The 18,321-nt window shown below is 60.9% G+C and carries 19 protein-coding genes; 9 read left to right on the top strand and 10 right to left on the bottom strand.

All coding sequences use genetic code 11. From position 1 onward, the window contains the following. The 4 genes from AGR7B_RS14875 (at position 1) to AGR7B_RS14860 (ending at position 5,212) form a co-directional block, all read left to right on the top strand. Positions 1-1,101: an ABC transporter ATP-binding protein gene (locus AGR7B_RS14875; protein ID WP_080857179.1), complete on the top strand. Its 1,101-nt coding sequence runs from the start codon at positions 1-3 to the stop codon at positions 1,099-1,101. Between the two features lie 43 nt (positions 1,102-1,144). Beyond that, the gene (locus AGR7B_RS14870) at positions 1,145-2,413 is read left to right on the top strand and encodes an ABC transporter substrate-binding protein (RefSeq protein WP_080857178.1); all 1,269 of its coding nucleotides are present in this window, start codon (positions 1,145-1,147) and stop codon (positions 2,411-2,413) included. 112 nt (positions 2,414-2,525) lie between these two features. Continuing rightward, positions 2,526-4,079 (top strand): polygalacturonase PglA, encoded by a 1,554-nt coding sequence (gene pglA / locus AGR7B_RS14865; protein WP_080857177.1) that lies wholly within the window; start codon positions 2,526-2,528, stop codon positions 4,077-4,079. 8 nt (positions 4,080-4,087) lie between these two features. Next, positions 4,088-5,212, top strand: a complete 1,125-nt coding sequence (locus tag AGR7B_RS14860) for a glycoside hydrolase family 88/105 protein (RefSeq protein ID WP_078053623.1) — start codon at positions 4,088-4,090, stop codon at positions 5,210-5,212. A gap of 2 nt (positions 5,213-5,214) precedes the next feature. On the opposite strand, the gene AGR7B_RS14855 is transcribed toward AGR7B_RS14860, so the two are convergent. Further along, a complete protein-coding gene (locus AGR7B_RS14855) occupies positions 5,215-6,477 on the bottom strand; it encodes an ATP-binding protein (protein WP_078053622.1) in 1,263 nt (420 codons plus the stop codon). Continuing rightward, on the bottom strand, positions 6,474-7,205 hold the full coding sequence (locus AGR7B_RS14850; RefSeq protein ID WP_208616047.1) for a response regulator: 732 nt from the start codon (positions 7,203-7,205) through the stop codon (positions 6,474-6,476). Before AGR7B_RS14850 ends, AGR7B_RS14855 begins: the two co-directional genes overlap by 4 nt. Positions 7,206-7,407: 202 nt before the next feature. Here AGR7B_RS14850 and AGR7B_RS14845 point away from each other — a divergent pair, with 202 nt between their 5' ends. The 4 genes from AGR7B_RS14845 (at position 7,408) to AGR7B_RS14830 (ending at position 11,678) form a co-directional block, all read left to right on the top strand. After that, positions 7,408-8,046, top strand: a complete 639-nt coding sequence (locus AGR7B_RS14845) for a hypothetical protein (RefSeq protein WP_080857175.1) — start codon at positions 7,408-7,410, stop codon at positions 8,044-8,046. Between the two features lie 124 nt (positions 8,047-8,170). Beyond that, positions 8,171-8,470 (top strand): hypothetical protein, encoded by a 300-nt coding sequence (locus AGR7B_RS14840; protein ID WP_245317717.1) that lies wholly within the window; start codon positions 8,171-8,173, stop codon positions 8,468-8,470. Between the two features lie 22 nt (positions 8,471-8,492). Further along, positions 8,493-9,716, top strand: coding sequence for an efflux RND transporter periplasmic adaptor subunit (locus AGR7B_RS14835; protein ID WP_080857173.1), 1,224 nt, complete (start codon positions 8,493-8,495; stop codon positions 9,714-9,716). Positions 9,717-9,719: 3 nt separating this feature from the next. Further along, entirely contained in the window at positions 9,720-11,678 is a 1,959-nt protein-coding gene (locus AGR7B_RS14830; protein ID WP_080857172.1) for a MacB family efflux pump subunit, read from the top strand. 13 nt (positions 11,679-11,691) lie between these two features. Here the strand turns inward: AGR7B_RS14830 and AGR7B_RS14825 are convergent, their stop codons facing one another. Further along, entirely contained in the window at positions 11,692-11,928 is a 237-nt protein-coding gene (locus AGR7B_RS14825; RefSeq protein WP_003520197.1) for an acyl carrier protein, read from the bottom strand. 311 nt (positions 11,929-12,239) lie between these two features. On the opposite strand from AGR7B_RS14825, the gene AGR7B_RS14820 reads away from it, so the two are divergent. Next, complete coding sequence (locus AGR7B_RS14820; RefSeq protein ID WP_080857171.1) at positions 12,240-13,337, top strand: acyltransferase family protein; 1,098 nt, start codon at positions 12,240-12,242, stop codon at positions 13,335-13,337. 370 nt (positions 13,338-13,707) lie between these two features. Here AGR7B_RS14820 and AGR7B_RS14815 read toward each other — a convergent pair whose 3' ends face one another. The 7 genes from AGR7B_RS14815 to AGR7B_RS14790 all read right to left on the bottom strand — a co-directional run bounded on the left by AGR7B_RS14815 (position 13,708) and on the right by AGR7B_RS14790 (position 18,318). After that, entirely contained in the window at positions 13,708-13,995 is a 288-nt protein-coding gene (locus AGR7B_RS14815; RefSeq protein WP_080857170.1) for a hypothetical protein, read from the bottom strand. Between the two features lie 547 nt (positions 13,996-14,542). Next, on the bottom strand, positions 14,543-14,680 hold the full coding sequence (locus AGR7B_RS25935; protein ID WP_162856819.1) for a hypothetical protein: 138 nt from the start codon (positions 14,678-14,680) through the stop codon (positions 14,543-14,545). 96 nt (positions 14,681-14,776) lie between these two features. Next, positions 14,777-14,992 (bottom strand): hypothetical protein, encoded by a 216-nt coding sequence (locus tag AGR7B_RS14810; RefSeq protein WP_078053614.1) that lies wholly within the window; start codon positions 14,990-14,992, stop codon positions 14,777-14,779. Between the two features lie 253 nt (positions 14,993-15,245). Beyond that, a complete protein-coding gene (locus AGR7B_RS14800) occupies positions 15,246-15,455 on the bottom strand; it encodes a cold-shock protein (RefSeq protein ID WP_003508146.1) in 210 nt (69 codons plus the stop codon). 281 nt (positions 15,456-15,736) lie between these two features. After that, entirely contained in the window at positions 15,737-15,907 is a 171-nt protein-coding gene (locus AGR7B_RS25930) for a hypothetical protein (protein ID WP_162856817.1), read from the bottom strand. Between the two features lie 335 nt (positions 15,908-16,242). Further along, positions 16,243-17,478, bottom strand: coding sequence for a Gfo/Idh/MocA family protein (locus tag AGR7B_RS14795; protein WP_080857169.1), 1,236 nt, complete (start codon positions 17,476-17,478; stop codon positions 16,243-16,245). Positions 17,479-17,496: 18 nt separating this feature from the next. Further along, the gene (locus AGR7B_RS14790) at positions 17,497-18,318 is read right to left on the bottom strand and encodes a sugar phosphate isomerase/epimerase family protein (RefSeq protein WP_080857168.1); all 822 of its coding nucleotides are present in this window, start codon (positions 18,316-18,318) and stop codon (positions 17,497-17,499) included. Positions 18,319-18,321: the final 3 nt, after the last annotated feature.

Below are 18,321 nucleotides of genomic sequence, written 5' to 3'. Positions count from 1 at the left end.
ATGGCAAGCGTTCAACTTAAAAATCTCGAAAAAATCTATGGCGGCAGCTTCAAGGCCGTGCACGGCATCAATCTCGAGGTCGAGGATGGCGAGTTCATGGTGTTCGTCGGCCCTTCCGGCTGCGCCAAATCCACGACGCTGCGCATGGTGGCGGGGCTGGAGGAAATCACCGGTGGTGAAATCCTGATCGGCGACCAGCGTGTCAACGACCTGCCGCCCGGCAAGCGATCCATCGCCATGGTGTTCCAGAATTACGCGCTTTATCCGCATATGAAGGTGCGCGGCAATCTCGCCTTCGGCCTGAAGATCGCCGGTGTTGCGAAGCCCGAGATCGAAAAGGCAATCGACAATGTCGCGCGCATTCTCGAAATCGAGCCGCTGCTCGACCGTCTGCCGAAGCAGCTCTCGGGCGGGCAGGCGCAGCGTGTGGCGCTGGGCCGCGCGCTCATCAAGAAGCCCGGCGTGTTCCTGTTCGATGAGCCGCTGTCCAATCTCGACGCAAAGCTTCGCGCCTCCATGCGGGTGCGCATCACCGATCTGCACCGTCAGTTGAAGGCGGAAGGCCTGTCCTCGACGGTCATTTACGTCACCCATGACCAGACGGAGGCCATGACCATGGGCGACCGTATCTGCGTCATGCAGGCGGGCCGCATCATGCAAGTCGCGACGCCGAAGGAGCTTTATAACCATCCCGCCAATCTCTTTGTCGCCGGTTTCATCGGCACGCCGGAAATGAACCTGGTGGATGTGGCAATCGAGGGCGCTGAGTTCGTCATCGCCGGCCAGCGCCTGCCCATCGGTGCGCATCTGGAGCAACGGCTATCGGCGAGACCCGCAGACGCCGTCATCGGCATCCGCCCGCAGCATCTTGCTCTGGCGGGAGAACCCGATGGCCCGGCGCTGCAGGCGAAACTCACCAATGCGGAATTCATGGGCCACGAGGTCTATCTGCACGCCGATCTCGGCGGCCAGAAGCTGGTGAGCGTGGTCGGTGCGGCAGAGTTCGAGGCGCTTGGGCGCGACGGCATCCTGCGGCTGAAGCCGGACCCGGAGAAGCTGCATATTTTCGACAAGGCCGATGGTCGCAACGTCTCGCTGTGAGGAGCGGACGGGCGTGCCTGATTTTTCGAGGAGGAGAAGAACAATGAAGACGATGACAAGAATGATGGCGATGCTCGCCGGCGTAGGTTATGTGGCGATGGCGACGGCCCCGGCGGTGGGTGCTGTGGAACTGCGCATGTCATGGTGGGGCGGCGAAAGCCGCCACGTCGCCACCCAGAAGGCCATTGCCGCCTGCGGCGAGAAATACGGCCACACGGTGAAGGGGGAATTCACCGGCTTCGACGGCTATCTGGAAAAGCTCACCACGCAGATGGCCGGCAAGACGGAGGCCGATATCGTTCAGGTCAACTGGCCGTGGCTGCCGCTGTTTTCCAAGAACGGCGAAGGTTTTGCCGATCTGCGCCAGCTGAAACCGCTCGATCTTTCGCAATGGGCGGAGAGCGATCTGGACGCCGGTTCGATGAATGGCGTGTTGCAGGGGCTTTCCGTTTCCACCACCGGCCGCGTCTTCTTCTTCAACGCCACCACCTTCGAAAAGGCCGGCGTTGAAATTCCGAAGACCTGGGACGAGTTTTTCGCGGCAACCAAGACCATCAAGGAAAAGCTCGGCAAGGACTATTACACCTTCAATGCCGTGAAGGAGACTGCCCAGCTGCTGGTGACGCTGGCTGTCGTGCAGAAGACCGGCAAGGATCTGGTCGACCCCAAGACCAACCGCGTGGCCTGGACGCCGGAGGAGCTGGCCGAGGGCATTTCCTTCGTCGGCAAGCTGGTCGAAACCGGATCGATCCGCTCGCAGAAAGAGGAAGCGGCCGACGGTAACGTCAATCTTTACGAAAAGCCGTCCTGGTCCGAAGGCCGGATTGCCGGTTCCTATGAATGGGATTCGACCTATTCGAAATATGCCGATCCGCTCAAGGAAGGGCAGGTTCTGAAACCGTTCCCGATGCTGAAGCTTGCCGATGCCGTAACAGAGGGCGTCTATCGTAAGCCCTCCATGGTGTTTTCGATCTCGAAAAACTCTAAGAACCCGGAGGCGGCCGCGCAAATCCTGAACTGCCTGCTGAACGAACCTGAGGGCATCGATGCGCTCGGCACCTCACGCGGCCTGCCCGCTTCGAAGGCAGCGGCGGCGCGTCTGGGTGACAAGGGCGAGCCGGAGGTGCGGGCCGCCAACGCCATCGTCATGGCGGCATCCGGACCGGTGGTGTCACCCTTCAACGAGCATCCTGAAATCCGCTCGGGCTTCATCGATACGCTTGAGGAATATGCCTATGGCCAGCTGACGGCGGAAGAAGCGGCCGAGCAGATCATCGATACGACCAACGATGTTCTTGCCAAATTCGATTGACGACGATGGCCTGCCGCCTCAATGGCGGCAGGCTCCCTATCCGGCTGCCGGATGATGTGAGGCATGTCCGCCAAGGGTTTGGCCGGACAGGCACCAAAGACGAGAAAAGAGCATGAACGAACCCCTTATCATCGCGTCTTCGGCGCGAACGGCAGCGCTTTGCCTTGCCGTGCCCGGCGCTCGCTATTTCCTTCCGTCCAAAACGGCATGGCGTTTGACGTCGGCGGATGGCGCCGAAAGGAGAGGCGAAACCGCGACCGTGGTGACGCCGTTGCATGATCTCTCCCCGGATACGCGCTATGTTTTCGAAGCGGAGGGGTTCGGGCGGCTGGAGTTCAGAACCGCCCCCTGTGCCGGGCTTGTCGAGGCTGCGGAATTTTCCCTCATGCCGGATGTTGCGCTCGATGATGAGACACGTGCGCGCGCCAATGCGCAAGCACTGGAAAGGGCGGTGGCTGCGGTACCGCACGGCGGCACATTGCGTCTCGGGGCCGGTCTCTGGACAGCCTTTCCCGTACGCCTGAAAAGCAACATGACCTTCCACCTTGCTGAAGGAGCCGTGCTGCGCGCGCCCTCCACCCGCAGGGGCTGGCCGATCCTGCCTGCCCGCGATGAGGCAGGCCGTATGCTCGGAAGCTGGGAAGGCTTGCCGGATGCCTGTTTTGCCGCGCCGGTTCATGCCATCGCGGCAGACAATCTCGTCATCGAGGGCAGGGGCGTTCTCGATGGTTCGGGCGATAGCGGCGACTGGTGGAGCTGGCCGAAAGAAACTCGCGACGGCGCGCGCCGGCCGCGTGGCCTGCATCTCGTTTCCTGCCGGAACACAAACCTGCTCGGTTTCACCATCCAAAACGCCGCCTCCTGGACGATCCATCCGCAGGGCTGCGAAGACTTGATCGCCGCCGGCCTCAGCATCGTCGCACCGCATGACAGCCCGAACACCGATGGTTTCAACCCCGAAAGCTGCCGCAACGTTACGATATCAGGCGTGCGCTTTTCCGTCGGCGACGATTGCATCGCGGTGAAGGCGGGAAAGCGCGGCCCCGATGGCGAGGACGATCATCTCGCGGAAACGCGCGGCATTCGGGTGCGCCATTGCCTGATGCAGCGCGGCCATGGCGGGCTGGTGATCGGTTCGGAAATGTCCGGCGGTGTGCATGACGTGGCGGTCGAGGATTGCGACATGGTCGGCACGGATCGCGGCCTGCGCCTCAAGACACGGCGCGGGCGGGGCGGAACAGTCAGCAACATCGCCATGCGCCGGGTGCTGCTGGATGGCGTGCACACCGCGCTTTCCGCCAATGCCCATTACCATTGCGACGCCGATGGACATGACGACTGGGTGCAGTCGCGAAAGCCTGCGCCGGTCGATGGCGGCACGCCCTTTATCGACGGTATTACCGTGGAGGATGTCGAAATCCGCAATCTCTCCCATGCGGCCGGTGCTTTTCTCGGCCTTGCCGAAGCGCCCATCCGCAACATCGCCATCCGCAATCTCACCATTGTCTCGCGTGATCCTTCGGCCACCGCAACGCCGCCGATAATGGCCGACCGGGTGCGCCCCATGCGCCATGAGGCGATTGTTTTCGAGCAGGCGCATATAGTCAGCGATAATCCCGCCCTGTTGAGCGATGCTTCCGTTTCCATTGTGTCAGATTTCGATTGAGAAAACCGATGAAAGCCACTGAATATTTTGATCAATTCTCCAGTCGCTATAAACATTACAAGGGCGGAAGCTGGTGTTATGAGGATGGGTGCGTCTATCGTGGCCTGCAGCAGCTGTTCGACGCGACCGGGGAGGCGCGCTGGAACGAGCATCTGCATCGTCTCGCTGATGCGCAGATAGCGCCAGACGGCACGCTCGCCGGGTACGATCCGCAGGAATATAATATCGACCATATTCTCGCCGGCCGTATCCTCTTTCCCCTTGCGGCGGAAACGGGCGATCCGCGTTACCTCGCTGCGGCGGAGCATCTGGCGGGGCAACTGCGCAGCCATCCGCGCATCGCATCCGGGAATTACTGGCACAAGAAGCGTTATCCACATCAGGTCTGGCTGGACGGGCTTTATATGGGGCTTCCGTTCCAGATCGAATATGCGCAGGCGACGGGCCGGGCGGAACTGATCGACGATGCGCTGCGGCAGTTTTCAGCGGCACTCGCGGCGACCGAGGATAGCGGTGGGCTCTATGCCCATGGTTACGACCACAGCCGCAGCCAGCGCTGGGCCGATCCTCAAAGCGGCAAGTCTCCAGCCATATGGGCGCGCGCGGTCGGCTGGCTGGCCATGGCGCTGGTGGACGCGCTGGCCATCCTGCCGGAAGACGGCGCGACGGCGGCGCTTCGCAACAAGACGCAGTCGCTTCTGACCGGCATCATCGCACGGCAGACCGAGACAGGGCTCTGGATGCAGGTTCTCGACAATCCGGGCCTTGCGGGCAATTACGAGGAAACATCCGCCTCAGCCATGTTTGCCTATGCCTTGCTGCATGCAGTGCGGCTGAAGCTCGTGCAGGGCGAAGAGACGAATGCCGCCCTTTCGGCGGGTGGTCGCGCGCTTGAGGCGCTTCTTGAAACCCGGCTGAAAGCCGATGAAGAGGGCGTGACGCGCCTCACCGGCATCGTTCATGTCGCGGGCCTTGGCGGCTTTGAGGGCAATTATCGCGATGGAACGCCCGAGTATTATCTGACCGAGCCGGTGGTGTCCGACGATGCCAAGGGCGTCGGGCCGCTGATGATGGCCTATGCCGAAAGCCTGCTTCTGGCCAAGCCGCAGGCGCAGGCTGTTTCAGCGGCGTGACGTCACGACGCCCTTGTGAAGATCACGGTCTGGACCAGGCCCTGTTTCTTGTGGTTGGCGATGGTGATCGTGCCGCCGAAGCGCTCGATGATTTCCCTGGCGATGGCAAGACCAAGACCCACGCCGGGGATTGATTTGCGCCGCGCGAGGTCCACCCGGAAGAAGGGCTCGAAAACCCGCCCGATCAGTTCCTGCGGAATGCCAGGGCCTTCATCCCTGATCGTCACGACGATTTCGCTCTCGTCTCCGGTCAGATCGATATGCGCCTTCTTGCCATGGGTGACGGCGTTCAGGATGAGGTTGCGCAGGGCTCTTTTCAGCGCCAGCGGTGCCGCCTTGATGGTCATGGCGGCTTCCGGCTCGATGAAGTCGAGCGCGCCCGCATGACCAAGATCGGAAACATCACTGACTATCTCGCTGAGAAGCGTGCCGATGTCGATCGTCTTGACGCTGTCCTGGCTGACCTCTTCCCGCACCAGAAGAATGGCGCTGTCGGCGATGGCGTCCAGCTCCTCCAGGTCCGCCAGCCATTTGGCCCGTTCCTCGTCGTTTTCGATGAATTCCGCCCTCAGCCGCATGCGGGTCATCGGGGTTCTGAGATCGTGGCCGGCGGCGGCGACGAGGCGCATGCGGCTTTCCATCGCCGCCTTCAGGCGGGTGGCGAGTTCGTTCAGCGCCCGCGCGGTGGCGCGGATTTCGCCCGGTCCGGTTTCCGGCAGGTGCGGCAGCGAACCGTCAGGCCCGATGCTGGCGGCGGCATTTTCCAGCATGTCGAGCGGGCGGGTGATCTTGCTGGCGGCAAAGATCGAAACGGCGGCACTGCCGAGGATGATCAGCCCGATCCACATGCCGAAAATCTTCCAGCCGCCCGGCGGCGGACCCATATGCGGAATTTCCGCGACCAGCCAGCCGCCTTTTTCCAGCGCGATAGCCGCCACGGGCGCAGGATTTCCCGGTGAGCGGATGACCATCGCGGTGCGCGGCTCTCCGACGCGGGCCAGCGCCTTTTCCAGAAATTCCGAAAGCATGCCGTCGAGATCGCCTTCCGGCGGCTTCTGTTCTATCTGGAAATAGCCGGGCTGCTGCAGGGAAGGATCGCGCTCGGCCATAGTCACGGCAAAGGCGAGGCTGCGGGCGAGCGGCTCGATGGTGGCGTCGGGCGGCGGCGGCTGCAACGTCCGGTCCGCTACAAAAGTCGCAAGTGCGATGACCGCGATGATGGAGACGATCATCAGCGCCGTGATGCGGTTTTTAAGCGAGCTCATCGCTGCACCGGCAGGGTTTTGACCTGAACCGTCATCTGGTAACCGCCATTGCGCACGGTCTTGAATATCGGCGTTTGAGTGTCGGCGTCCAGCTTCTTGCGCAAGCGGCTCATCAGCACGTCGATGGAGCGGTCGAACGGGCCGCGATCCTTGCCCTGCGTGAGATCGAGAAGCTGATCGCGGGAGAGCAGCCGACCGGGCCTGTCGAGAAAGACTTTCAGCAGATCGAATTCCGCTCCCGTCAAATCTATCTTTTCACCGCTGGCGCGGATGACGGAGCGCTGCTCGGGATCGGCGGTGAAATCCGCAAAACCATAGGCGGCGGATGAGGGGCGAGGGGCTTCCTGCGGTGTGGTGCGGCGGAGCACGGCCTTGATGCGCGCGGTCAGTTCGCGCGGATTGAAGGGTTTGCCGAGATAGTCGTCGGCGCCGATTTCCAGCCCGACGATGCGGTCGACATCTTCCTTCAGCGCAGTCAGGAGAATGACCGGCGTGCGCGGCCGGCGACCCTGCAGATCGCGGCAGATATCGAGGCCGGAGCCATCGGGCAGCATCACGTCGAGCACGATGAGATCGGGATCGGAGCTGGCGATCTTTTCCTCGAACTCACGCCTGTCGGCGGCCATCGACACGCGAAACCCCTGCGAGCCGAGATATTTCGCGAGCAATGTGCGTATTTCCGGATCGTCATCGACGATCAATATATGTGTCACCGAAACTGTCGTCATATCGTCCAACCTTTTGATGCCACTATACATAAGCGTTGAAAAGAAACGGCGGATTTTTGCAACGAAAGCTTTCCGGCGCCGTTCTGGCAACATTCGGTTACAAATAGGCGGTTTGCGGAAGCAGCCCGGAAACATTCGGACCAAAGCCGGAAACGCGATGCTCCTATCGTCCTTTCATGTTGGAAAACGGAAGGAAGGTAAGATGAGAAACTCGCTACTGGCCGCCGCCATCGCGACAGCAACTATTGGCGTTTCCGCCGCCGCGCAGGCAGCGGAAGAGAATGCGCCCGCACCCCAGGCGACCGAACAGGCTGCGCCGCCGCACGCCAATCTCGATCTCGGCCCGGACATCGGCCCGGATCGGGGTCCGGATGAAAGGCCGCTGCCGCCGCATATGCGCAGAATGCCCGGCCCGGATGTTCTAGGGCTGGCGACGAAGCTTTCGGCGGCTGAAATCTATCTCGGCGTCAGGCCGGAACAGCTCGGTCCATGGCGCGCCTATACCGCGGCGCTGATCGATCTCGTTTCCCCCGGTCCAGAGCGCAATCCGCCGCCGTCGGTGCCGGGTGAAGGCAAGGCCAGGCCCGAGCCGCGTCTTGCGGGAGAGGAGCTGGCAGGCATCATCGCGCAGAAGGCGGAAAAGGCCAAAGCCCTGCAGGACGCCATTGCGGCGCTGAAACCGAAGCTTTCGCCGCAGCAGGTGCTGAAGCTTGCCGAGCTTGAGCGTGCACTGATGCCGCCTCCGCCTCCCGGCCCGCGTCATGGCCCCGCAGACCGCGGCGGCTTTGCTCCCCCGCATGGCGATATGAGGCCGCCGGTTCCCGAGGCGGAACGGGGCTGAGGCAACTATTCGAAGTTTCCTCCTTTAATCTGCCCCCCAGTAAAGGAGGAAATCAGCCGGCGACGGCTGGAGCCGGGGGATCGCACGCCTGCGATCCCCCGCGTGATTTTCAAGCAGGAAGACGATGATGAGATACTTCTATCTGGTGCTGGCAACGGCTTTTGGTTTGAGCTTTGCCTGGTCGGTGGCCGTGGCAAAGGACAAGCCCGTGCAACAGCCGGCGGCCAAATCCCGGCAGGATGAACAACGGCGTCAGCCCGCCTGTGCGAAGGATCAGCGCGAAAAGATGGATTCGAGACGTCTTCGCAGCACCTGCCGCAAGGCCGCGGTGCGAAAATCGGCCTCTGCCTATGAATGGATCGAAGCGGAGAGGGGTTTCATCCTCGTAAAACACGAGATGACGCCGGTTTCTTCCTTCGAGTGAACCGGCTGGATAGGACATCGATATGAAAACGGCACGCAAGGCAGGTGCATTGCTGGCGGTTGTCGCTCTCGCCGTGGGCGGCTACTGGCTGTCCTCGCAATATACGCGGGCGGCCACACCCGGCTATATCACCGCACCGGTGACGCGCGGCGATATCGAGCAGACGGTGCTGGCGACGGGAACGCTGAAGCCCGTTCGCCTGGTCGCCGTCGGCGCTCAGGCCTCGGGCCGCATCACCGCCGTCAAGGTGGCGCTCGGCGATACGGTCAAGGCGGGCGATCTGATCGCCGAAATCGATTCCGTTACCCAGACGAACAGTCTGCGCACGGCGCAGGCGGCCCTGGCGAATGTGAAGGCGCAACGGGTGGAGAAGCAGGCGACGCTTCTTCTCAACCGCCAGAGCCTTGCCCGTCAGCAGGAGATGGTGTCAAAGAACGCGGCCTCCCGCGCCGATTTCGAAAGCGCCACCGCAGCCCTTGCCGTCACCGAGGCGCAGATCGAAGCCATCGACGCCCAGATCAAGGAAGCGCAGGTCGCGGTGGAAACGGCCGATGCCAATCTTGGCTATACGAAAATCACCGCGCCCATCGAAGGCACGGTTCTGTCGATCGTCAGCCAGGAAGGGCAGACCGTCAACGCCACCCAATCCGCGCCAACCATCGTCATTCTCGGCCAGCTCGACCGGATGACGGTGCGCACGGAAATTTCCGAGGCGGATGTAACGCGGGTCAGGCCGGACCTGCCGGTCTATTTCACGGTGCTCGGCGAGCCGCAGCAGCGTTACAACGCGACGCTCGCCTCGATAGAGCCGGCGCCGGAATCGGTGCGCAGCGATTCCAGCTTCAGTTCCTCGACCTCTTCATCCTCCAGCTCATCCTCTTCCAGCACGTCGTCATCCGAGGCGATCTATTATAATGGCGTGTTCGAAGTGCCGAACCCGGACGGCAAGCTGCGTACCTATATGACGGCGGAGGTCCATATCGTTCTCGGCGAAGCGAAGAACGTGCTGACCGTCCCTTCGGCAGCCCTTGGCAGCATGGACAGCGACGGCAGCTATGCCGTGCGCGTGGCCGGCGCCGATGGCAGGGTTTCCGAGCGCAAGGTCGAAATCGGGCTCAACAACAAGGTCACGGCGGAAGTGCGTTCCGGCCTTGCCGAAAACGAGCGCGTGGTGACCGGCGAACGTTCCACCGACACCACCGCAAACGCCATGCCGGGGCCGGGCGGCCCGCCGATGGGGCTTTGAACCATGGCTGAACCTTTGATTTCGCTTAAATCCGTGCGGCGGGATTATCCCTCCGGCGAAGGCACGATCAGCGTGCTGAAGAATATCGACCTCACCATCGAGGCCGGTGAGATGGTGGCGATCGTCGGCGCGTCCGGGTCGGGCAAGTCGACGCTGATGAATATTCTCGGCTGCCTCGACCGCCCGACATCGGGTAGCTACAGCATCAGGGGCCGGGAAACGGGCAATCTCGATGCCGACGCGCTTTCGGCGCTCAGGCGTGAAAATCTCGGCTTTATCTTCCAGCGCTACCATCTGCTGGCCGAGTTGACGGCGCTTGGCAATGTTGAAATTCCGGCGATCTATGCCGGCAAGACGCAGGGCGACCGCAGGCACAATGCCGCAAGGCTGCTTGGCCGCCTCGGCATGGCGGAACGCCTCGATCACCGTCCCGGCCAGCTTTCCGGTGGCCAGCAGCAGCGCGTTTCCATCGCCCGCGCCCTGATGAACGGTGCCGAGATCATTCTTGCCGACGAACCGACCGGCGCGCTCGATAGCGCCAGCGGCGACGAGGTGTTGCGCATCCTCGGCGAGCTGCATGCTGAAGGCCGCACCGTCATCATCGTCACCCACGATATGTCGATTGCCAGACGCGCCGGGCGGATCATCGAAATCAGCGACGGAACGATCATTTCCGACCGCAGGACGGATGCGACGACCGTACCGCAGGTCGATGCCAAACCCGCTGCCGTTTCCGCCGGGTCTTCCGGTCTTGCGGGTCTCGTTTCGTCTCTGCGCGAGGCGTTGCGCATGGCGCTTCTGTCGATGCGGGCGCACAAGCTGCGCACCTTTCTCACCATGCTCGGCATCATCATCGGCATCGCCTCGGTCATCAGCGTCGTGGCGCTGGGGCAGGGGTCGCAGCAGCGGGTGCTGCAGAACATATCGAGCCTCGGCACCAACACGCTGGAAATCTTCGCCGGCAAGGATTTCGGCGACATAAGGTCGGGCAAGATCACCACGCTCGTCGTTTCCGATGCCGAAGCGCTTGCCAAGCAATCCTATGTCGCGGCGGTGACGCCGACGGTCTCGACCTCCAGCACGGTGCGTTTCGGCGCGAAGGAGGCGAATGCGCTGGTGAACGGCGTCAGCGAGCGCTATTTCGTCGCCAAGGGCACCAAGCTGTCGCAGGGCCGCTTTTTCGATGGCGGAAGCGTGGCGCAGAAGGCGCAGGACGTGGTGATCGACGAAAATACCCGCAAATCGCTGTTTGCGGATTTCGACGGCAGCCCTGTCGGCCAGGTCATTCTCATCGGCAAGGTGCCGGCCCGCATCGTCGGTGTCACGCAGGCGCAGCAGGGCGGTTTCGGCTCAAGCCAGAACCTGTCGCTTTACCTGCCCTATACCGCCGTCCAGTCGCGCTTTCTCGGCAGCCTGTCGCTGCGCAGCATCACGGTGCAGGTGGCCGACGATGTCGATGCCTCAATCGCCGAACAGGCGGTGACGACGCTTCTGACCCAGCGGCACGGCACACGGGATTTCTACATTCTCAATACCGACGATATCCGCCAGACCATCACCAGCACCACGCAGACGCTGACCCTTCTGATTGCTGCCATTGCGGTGATTTCGCTGCTGGTCGGCGGCATCGGGGTGATGAACATCATGCTCGTTTCCGTGTCTGAACGCGTATCGGAAATCGGCGTGCGCATGGCGGTGGGCGCGCGCCGCACCGATATTCTGCGGCAGTTCCTCATCGAGGCGGTGCTGGTCTGCATCATCGGCGGTACGCTGGGCGTGCTGGGCAGCCTCGGCTTCGGCGCGCTTTTCTCCGCCTTCAGCAGCAATTTCGCCATGGTCTATTCCACGGCGTCGATCATCGCCGCCTTCGTCTGCTCGACGCTGATCGGCGTTGTCTTCGGTTATCTGCCGGCGCGCAACGCGTCGAAGCTCGATCCCGTCGCGGCTTTGTCTGCGGGGTAAATCCCCTTGCCGGTCACGCCTTGTTTTTTTCGACGAAGCGGATGGCGTCGCCAACGGTCAGGATCGTGCTTGCGGCGGAATCTGGAATTTCCACCCCGAATTCCTCTTCGATTTCCATGACGATCTGAACGGTCTCGAGCGAATCCGCACCGAGATCGTCAGCAAAACTGGCCTCATCCACGATGGTGGCAGGGTCTGCGCCAAGCTGGTCCACGATGATTTTTCTGATACGTTCTGCAATGGTGGACATGGTGAGACTCCGCGAAAGTTGCCTGCCGCCGAACGCCGCTCCATCTGAATTTGCGCCGAAGATATCCAAGCGAAATCAAGCTGAATTTCGAAAGGACAGGGCACAGAGTCAAAGGCTCGGAAGATCGATGACATCCGGACGTAGCACGCCTTTCGCAGCCGTGAAAGAGTGTCGATCACCCGTTAGTATTCCATAATAATATGGGATGTTCGCCACGTTAAACAGTTTGTGACTGGCAGCGGTGAACCGCAACGCGGTAAAGCTCGTTGCCTGTGAACCTCAAATCCGTCAGCCACACCGAGCCTCATGCCATGGTCCAGTCGTCCCCGGAACGCTTTATATTGCTCGATGGCATAAGGGGCGTAGCCGCCCTTTTCATCGTCCACCGCCATGCCGAGGATCTGTTCGGGAAAAGCACGGCTTCGAGCTATCTCGCCGTGGATCTGTTCTTTGCGCTCAGCGGTTTCGTGCTCGCGCATGCCTATAGCCGGAAACTGGCCGAAGGGGCGATTACGCCAGGCTTTTTCATGAAGGCGCGCTTCGCACGTCTTTACCCTCTTTATGGGCTGGCGCTGGCCCTGATGGCCGCCTATTTCATCTGTCTCTACGTGCTGGGCCTGCCGACGCCGATCGACGATCTGCATCGTCTTATCGATCCCGGCGAGCTTGCTTTCGCCTTGGTAACGGGGCTGCTCTTTTTGCCGGCGCCCTTCACGCTCACTCTGAACGGCGCGCTGTTTCTCGTCAGCCCGGCATGGTCGCTTTTCAACGAGCTGGTGGTGAATGCGTTTTACGCCCGCTTCGGTGTCCGGGCCACGACGAAACAGACCGCCGCGGTGCTCATTGTCAGCGCCCTTGTGCTGATGGTGGCCGCCGCCGAGTTCGGCCGTCTGCATGCCGGTTTTCGCTGGCATGAAATGTATGCCGGCATGGGGCGGGTGTTCTTCTCGTTTTTTGCCGGCGTGCTGATTTACCGTTTCCGCAATCGCGTACCGCAGTTGAGACCTTTTCAGGCGGCGCTTTGCCTTCTGCTGGTCTGTTTCATTCTGGCCGTGCCGATGTCGCGCGAGCTTCGGCCGTTCTTCGATCTTGCGGTTGTCCTCGTCGTCTGGCCGCTGCTGCTGTTCGTCGCCAGCAAGACGGTTCCGGGGCGCGGTGTGGGAGTGGTCTCGGTGTTTCTGGGCACGGCATCCTACGCGGTCTATGTGCTGCATATTCCGCTTCTGGCCTGGACGGAGCTTCTGATCCCGGCGGTGCACCAGGAAAACCTGGCTTTGCCGGTCGGAATTGTTTTCCTCATCGCCACGGCGTGCCTGTCATGGTGGCTGACGGTCCATTACGATCAGCCCGCTCAGAAATGGCTGAAGAACCGGTTGAGAAAGCCGAGTGAAATCCGCCAGCCGGTATGACCCTGCCTCGCGGCTGAAAACCTCAATAATGGGCGAAAATCGGGGCAGTCAGCACGAAAGCCGCGACGAGGCTGATGATCGTCAGTTTCGCCGCTCGCATGCGGCGCATTTTGCGGCCGCTCCAGTCATACGTCATACTCACCTCCACGCAGACGCAAAACTTACCGGCATTGGAAACAACCGACGCTTGGCAAAGACCGGTCATGGTCCCGCAACGCACAGGGTGCACATTCCATACCCAAGCTTCCCGGGGCGCGCCTGATCGCGCGCGGGACGCTCAATTTCAGTGTTGCCTGATATACGGCTTTTGCCAAGCCGTTATTTTCATCGGTGATTTTGAAGGCCGCCACGAAAAGGGCGGCAAGCCCCATCACCGGTAAAGACGCGGCAGGCCCTGAATGGCGTAACGCGGCAGCGGTTTCCACGGTTTGACGCGTTCATGTTTGTGAACGCCGAACAGGAACAGCATTTCTTCCGAAATATCGGCAGGGTCGGTCAAGCCATCCTGAAAGAGCTGGATCACCTTGCGGGCGGCATTGTTGTAGAGAATGACTTCGTCATCCATGGTGTGGCTGTCATAACCAAGACCTTCCAGCACTGACTGGAGCATTTTGAGGTCCTGCGATGTGATGATGCAATTTTCATACGCGGAAGACATGACGTCCTCCTTTCCTGTGGGGGGCAAAAAAGCTGGAGCGTCGCGTCGCCACCCATAAGTGGCGCGAGGACGCTTCAACGCCTCGAAACGCGCACAGCGTCAGGCAAACCGTCTCCGGCCCGTACCGTCATGAATGTCGCGTGGCTTGGAGATCGTTCCCCTGGTCAACAGGCGGGACAGGGCAAAGATTGCAAGAGGCCTTACGGCGGCAACGCCCTTTAATTGCCGATAGGGAAGCGTGCGCCCTTTGAGGAGAATAGGCAAGTTAATTCTGTCTCGTAGAGCGGGCAATTTGGCACGCGTTCCCGCAGGCAACAAAAAAGGCCGGGGCAATATTGCACCGACCTTCCTCATATCGCCCTCAACACCCGTGCCAGTACATCCGTGGTCAAAAGTCTGAAGCGACTAAAACAACTGCGAACGTCGATTTCATTCGCGCTCACCAGCAGTTGCCATGAGAGCTGTTTAAATGGGCAATGTGGCCAAAACAAGTCCGGCATGGATGGCGATGCTTTTATTCGCCGTGACTTGTCGGCCCGCTTGGCGCCTATTTCTTTTTGCTATCCGCTGTCGTGGCGTTTGCGAATTTGACCTGCGAACCGGTGGGCGGCGCGGCAGGCGCTTTCGTCTTGTCCTTCTTCGGTTTGCGGATTTCCTTGTTGCTGCGCAATTGACCCTTGGCCACGGTGTACTCCTCCTGTTGGATTGATGCGGCCTTGAGCGGCTATGAGACAATCCGTTCAAGGCCCGTTCGAGCGGGCGATGCTGGAAATCCGGCCAGTCAGTTCTTGCCGGATCGTTTTTTTGCGGAAACCGGCACGTCGGCGATAATCGTCGCTTCCTGTGCTTCGCGAAGCTGGCGAAGGCGTTCCGTTTTGCGGGCGCGCTGGTCGGCCTCGGCGTTTATGATCTGCTTTGCGGCGTTATCCGTCAATGACGCCCTGTCCTGTGCGGATAGTTTGCCGGGTTTGAAAAAAGCTTCCTTTGACGCGGCCATGGCATTCTCCTTTATGGAAGAGCGGTATCGGAAGGCTGTCGGGGGCGGGTAACCTTTTTGGGGGCAGGCAGCAGCCCTTCGCGCTGAATTTTCTTCTTTGCCCTCTTGCGGCGGTGGCGCACGGCTTAGGCTTCTTCGCGGACGCGCTTTTTCCCTGGCCCAAAAACAAAAGGCCGGGCTTTGACCCGACCTCTCACAATCATTCTAACCTGCAGCCAGTACATCCGTGGTCTGCGGGGTCAAATGATGAATATCAAGCTGCCTGAAGGTTATCAGCCGAGCTTTTGCCGGACCGACGGTCCTGGACGATCTCGTAGCTGATCTTCTGGCCGTCGTTCAGCGAACGCATGCCAGCGCGCTCAACAGCGGAGATGTGAACGAAAACGTCCGTGCCGCCATTGTCAGGCTGAATGAAGCCGAAGCCCTTGGTGGCGTTGAACCACTTTACAGTACCAGTGTTCATAACGATTTCCTTTCGTAGAATCGTTGTGGTTCCCGCGATACCTTGCGGGATAAGATCGATTATTTGAGAGGAAATCCGACGGGGAACAGTCTGTTCCAGAACGACGTCACAAGCAATGGTCGATAAAGAAAATATAGGCGCAATTTTTGATTTTGCAATGGGCATTGAAGGAAAAAGCACTGGCGAGCGACCGATCATTGGCTAAGTATCTGGTTCACGGTGCTATTTCCCGCTGACCCAATCGTGCGCCCGGTTTGGCGCGGCCTTTGGTTTCGCGCGCATCAACCTCCACCGGGAGACACGTCCTTCGCACGGTCATCCGGCAGGCTGCCTGCCCCCGGCGTCTTGTCATAGTCGGTGAGGGACGGTTTGGCGTGCGGGCCGGCGGGAGGAATGTCGTTCGGGCTGGAAGGCCGTTTGTCAACTGTTTTCGGCTTCGTTTTGTTCGTCATGTCGCGTCCTCCTTTTAAAGGGGAAACGCAGGGGAAAAGGCGCGGGTTCCGTTTCCACACCGCGCGGGCGCGCTTTTCCTCCGTCAGCGGCGGGAACGCGGCTTTTTCTCTTCCCGGTTCATATCTCGCCCCACCCATTTGAAAAATACGACGAGGCTGAGGCCGATGATTATGAGCGGAACGAAGGATTCAAAACTGGACATGACTCACTCTTTCTTCCCCCGGCGACCATTTTACCGGTATGGAAGAAGCGCGTAATCTGTGGAATATCGTCCGTTCTTTTTTGGCAATTGCCATCTGCGGCCCAGTTGTCGATGGGCCGCAGACGAAGGCGGTTAAACCGGCAGCGATTTCACCGCTGCCGTGCCGCCTTCACGGGCGCTTTTCAGCGCCGCCACCCCTGTCAGGACGGACATGGCGCCGGCGCGCGAACCCGCCCGCTGCCGCAGCCGGTCGTTGGAGCCGGGCTTGAAGATCATGTCGCGCATGCGGTTGTCGCCGCCATAATGGCCGCCCGGCTCATGTGGCACCCAGATATGTTCGACGCCACCGCCGAAACTTTTCACCAGCAGGATTTCATCGGCCGGCGGTTCCGTCCAGGGCTGCTTTTCATACTGGCGCATCTCGATGCGGCCCTTATGGCCGTTGAAGGCGATGTGATGGCCCTCGATCGGCATATAGGTGTTGAGCGAATAGGAGACCTGCACGCCGCTGGCATAACGAATCGAGGCGCTCATCGTATCGGGAATGTCGATCTCCTCGCGGAAGACGCAGGCATCGCGCACATAACCGTCCACCGTCGAAGGGTCTTCATAAAGCGCATCGAGAAACGGATCGGCGCCGAGATCCATGAAATAATCGCACTCGTTCTTGTGCGGACAGGTGCGACAGCGCGTTCCGCGGAACGGACCGTTCTTTCCGTAATGCAGCAATTGCCCGAAGCCCTTCACCTCCACGGGATCGGAATCGAGATACCAGTTCAAGAGATCGAAATGGTGGGTGGCCTTGTGCACGAACAGGCTGCCGGAATGTTCGGTGAAGGCATGCCAGCGGCGGAAATAATCTGCGCCGTGCTGGTTATCCAGATACCAGTGGAAATCGACCGAGGTGACGGTGCCGATGGCGCCTTCGTCGATCAGCTCCTTGATGCGGGCAGCGGTGGGAGAGAAACGGTAATTGAAGGAGACGTCGACACGGCGGCCGCTTTTGGCCTCCGCCGCGCGAATACGGTCGATCTTTTCCGGGGTGGTGGTCATGGGCTTTTCGCTGATGACATCGGCCCCGCCTTCGAGCGCCCGGATGATGATGTCGTCATGTGTGTCATCGGGTGTGCAGACGATCACCAGTTCGGGTCGCTGCTCCTCCATCATCCGGTCGAAATCGTCGTAAAGCGGCGCGCTCGATCCCATCATGGCGCGGGCGCGTTCGGCGCGCATGAGGTTCAGGTCGCAAATGCCGACCAGTTCGACATAGTCGCTCCAGCCGGCCAGCAATTCGCGGCCCCACATGGTGGTGCCGCGATTGCCGGTGCCGACCAGTGCATAGCGTTTGCGTTTCACCTTTTCAGGCATCGTCTCTCTCCCGGATAATCAACAAACAGTCTTGAAACGCTCGACCACGGTGGCGAGGACCTCGTCCATCGGGCGCGCCTGCCAGCGATGCGAAAAGATTTCCACTTCCTGCGGGCCGTGGAAGCCGGCGGCCTCGATCATGGCGCGAAATGCCTTGAGGTCAATCACGCCGTCGCCCATCATGCCGCGATCGTTGAGCGGATCGGTGGTCGGCACCAGCCAGTCGCAGATATGGTGGGCGAGAATTTGCCCGTTCCTGCCGGCGCGCGCCACCTGTTCTTCCAGTTCCGGATCCCACCAGACGTGGTAGACATCGATGGCGACACCGGTGCCGGCACCCAGCCTGTCGCAGAGATCGAGCGACTGTTTCAACGTGTTGAAGCAGGCGCGGTCGGCGGCATAAAAGGGGTGCAGCGGCTCGATGGCGAGCGGCACGCCGGCAGCCCGCGCATAGGGAAGAAGCTCGGCCATGCCGTCCTCCACCATCTGCCGCGCGCCCTTCAGGTCGCGTGAGCCGGCGGGCAGGCCGCCTACGACCAGCACGAGGCAATCGGCCTTCATGGCGGCTGCCTCATCGACGGCGCGTTTATTGTCCTCGATGGCGAGGCGGCGGCCTTCCGCATTGGGCGCAGGGAAGAAGCCGCCCCGGCAATGGCCGCTGAGGCGCAGGCCGTTATGCTCGACAATGCGGGCGGCTTCCGTAAGACCAACGCCATGCACCTGCTCACGCCAGGGCGAGATGGCGGTTATGCCGTGCGCGAGGCAGGCATCGACGATCGCGCCGAAGTCTCCGCCCTGACGCACGGTGGCGAAATTGATGGAAAGGCCTTCAAGGCTCATCTC

Origin of the sequence: Agrobacterium deltaense RV3 (genome assembly GCF_900013505.1) — a bacterium.
Classification (GTDB): domain Bacteria; phylum Pseudomonadota; class Alphaproteobacteria; order Rhizobiales; family Rhizobiaceae; genus Agrobacterium; species Agrobacterium leguminum.
Note: the sequence above shows the minus strand (reverse complement) of the source record. Positions and strands in the feature narration are given on the sequence as shown.

Coding starts and splice junctions, on each gene's coding strand:
- AGR7B_RS14875 (WP_080857179.1), top strand. CDS start 1: ATGGCAAGCGTTCAACTTAAAAATCTCGAAAAAATCTATGGCGGCAGC.
- AGR7B_RS14870 (WP_080857178.1), top strand. CDS start 1,145: ATGAAGACGATGACAAGAATGATGGCGATGCTCGCCGGCGTAGGTTAT.
- pglA (WP_080857177.1), top strand. CDS start 2,526: ATGAACGAACCCCTTATCATCGCGTCTTCGGCGCGAACGGCAGCGCTT.
- AGR7B_RS14860 (WP_078053623.1), top strand. CDS start 4,088: ATGAAAGCCACTGAATATTTTGATCAATTCTCCAGTCGCTATAAACAT.
- AGR7B_RS14855 (WP_078053622.1), bottom strand. CDS start 6,477: ATGAGCTCGCTTAAAAACCGCATCACGGCGCTGATGATCGTCTCCATC.
- AGR7B_RS14850 (WP_208616047.1), bottom strand. CDS start 7,205: ATGACGACAGTTTCGGTGACACATATATTGATCGTCGATGACGATCCG.
- AGR7B_RS14845 (WP_080857175.1), top strand. CDS start 7,408: ATGAGAAACTCGCTACTGGCCGCCGCCATCGCGACAGCAACTATTGGC.
- AGR7B_RS14840 (WP_245317717.1), top strand. CDS start 8,171: ATGATGAGATACTTCTATCTGGTGCTGGCAACGGCTTTTGGTTTGAGC.
- AGR7B_RS14835 (WP_080857173.1), top strand. CDS start 8,493: ATGAAAACGGCACGCAAGGCAGGTGCATTGCTGGCGGTTGTCGCTCTC.
- AGR7B_RS14830 (WP_080857172.1), top strand. CDS start 9,720: ATGGCTGAACCTTTGATTTCGCTTAAATCCGTGCGGCGGGATTATCCC.
- AGR7B_RS14825 (WP_003520197.1), bottom strand. CDS start 11,928: ATGTCCACCATTGCAGAACGTATCAGAAAAATCATCGTGGACCAGCTT.
- AGR7B_RS14820 (WP_080857171.1), top strand. CDS start 12,240: ATGGTCCAGTCGTCCCCGGAACGCTTTATATTGCTCGATGGCATAAGG.
- AGR7B_RS14815 (WP_080857170.1), bottom strand. CDS start 13,995: ATGTCTTCCGCGTATGAAAATTGCATCATCACATCGCAGGACCTCAAA.
- AGR7B_RS14810 (WP_078053614.1), bottom strand. CDS start 14,992: ATGGCCGCGTCAAAGGAAGCTTTTTTCAAACCCGGCAAACTATCCGCA.
- AGR7B_RS14800 (WP_003508146.1), bottom strand. CDS start 15,455: ATGAACACTGGTACTGTAAAGTGGTTCAACGCCACCAAGGGCTTCGGC.
- AGR7B_RS25930 (WP_162856817.1), bottom strand. CDS start 15,907: ATGACGAACAAAACGAAGCCGAAAACAGTTGACAAACGGCCTTCCAGC.
- AGR7B_RS14795 (WP_080857169.1), bottom strand. CDS start 17,478: ATGCCTGAAAAGGTGAAACGCAAACGCTATGCACTGGTCGGCACCGGC.
- AGR7B_RS14790 (WP_080857168.1), bottom strand. CDS start 18,318: ATGAGCCTTGAAGGCCTTTCCATCAATTTCGCCACCGTGCGTCAGGGC.